The sequence below is a fragment of the Peribacillus sp. P4_C12 genome, from assembly GCF_056402095.1.
In genome coordinates this window covers 1-1,039 of record NZ_JBFUIB010000920.1, presented here as the reverse complement: position 1 = coordinate 1,039, position 1,039 = coordinate 1, and the positions used below count along the sequence as shown (strand labels likewise).

The window sequence follows — 1,039 nt, the reverse complement described above, 5'->3', positions numbered from 1 at the left end:
CTACCGGCTCTCGAACAACCATAGCCTGTACAGGACCRGAAACAGGATACGTTTGGCCGTCMGGTTTAGTGACTAAGCCGGCATAATAACGAAAACAATCCGCTGCATCCGCAATGTCAAACTCTGCTTCTTTAAGAGGTTTTCCGGTATTGGCCGTTTCAAGTTGGCTAAGCTCAGATRCATGTTCTTCAATTTTCTCTGCTATTTTAAATAAATAGGAAGCCCGTTCCGAAGCCTGCAGGTCTGACCAAATCCCGGAATCAAATGCGGTTCGTGCCGCATCAATGGCCATCCTGGCATCTTCTGTATTTCCGTTGGGAGCCTCCGCAATGATCTTGCCGTTTGCGGGGTTAACAACATTACTCGTTTGTTTACTCAAAGAATCCATCCACTCACCGTTTATAAACTTTTTCAGCTTCAACAATTTGAAAAAACCTCCTGTTCGTTATTCTTACTTTAACAATCCCGCTTTAAAAATAGGTAACGCTTTCATTTTTCCTTATTTTCAAAATATTCACACCTCCTTTAGTTACATATACTTACTTCAGTGTAAAAAACGGATTAAAAGTCTTCTACCTTTTGGGAAAGAATTTTTTCATTCATATCTTCTACCTCTTGAGGAATGATCTCCTCATCAAAATGAAACTCAGGAAGAGGCTTGCGGAAAAAATTTGTCATATAAAGAAGATATGCTAAGCCACATATCACCCAAATGCCTCCAAGAATCAATGCCTCTATTTCTAAATGTGACCATAACCACATAGTAAATACTGCGCCAATGAACGGTAAAAATAAATACCTTATGCAATCGTTAAAAGATCGTTTCTGATTTTTTATAAAATAATGGGCGATGACAGATAGATTAACAGATGTAAAAGCAATGAGCCCTCCAAAATTGATAAACTTGATGACTTGCTCCAGAGTTAACACGACGCCTAATAAAGAAATTATTCCTATCACGATAATACCGTGTGACGGTGTTTTATATTTGGGATGAATATAACCAAATAGATTTTCAGGCAATACTGAATCCCGGCCC

General features: G+C 38.8%; 1 protein-coding gene and 1 pseudogene. Both read right to left on the bottom strand.

What is annotated here, in order from left to right:
* A partial coding sequence (locus AC1DUW_RS30260; RefSeq protein ID WP_477644364.1) for an aldehyde dehydrogenase family protein occupies positions 1 to 424 on the bottom strand: 424 nt, incomplete at its 3' end.
* Between the two features lie 137 nt (positions 425 to 561).
* A pseudogene (locus tag AC1DUW_RS30255) lies at positions 562 to 1,039 on the bottom strand (Putrescine importer PuuP); the annotation flags it as partial.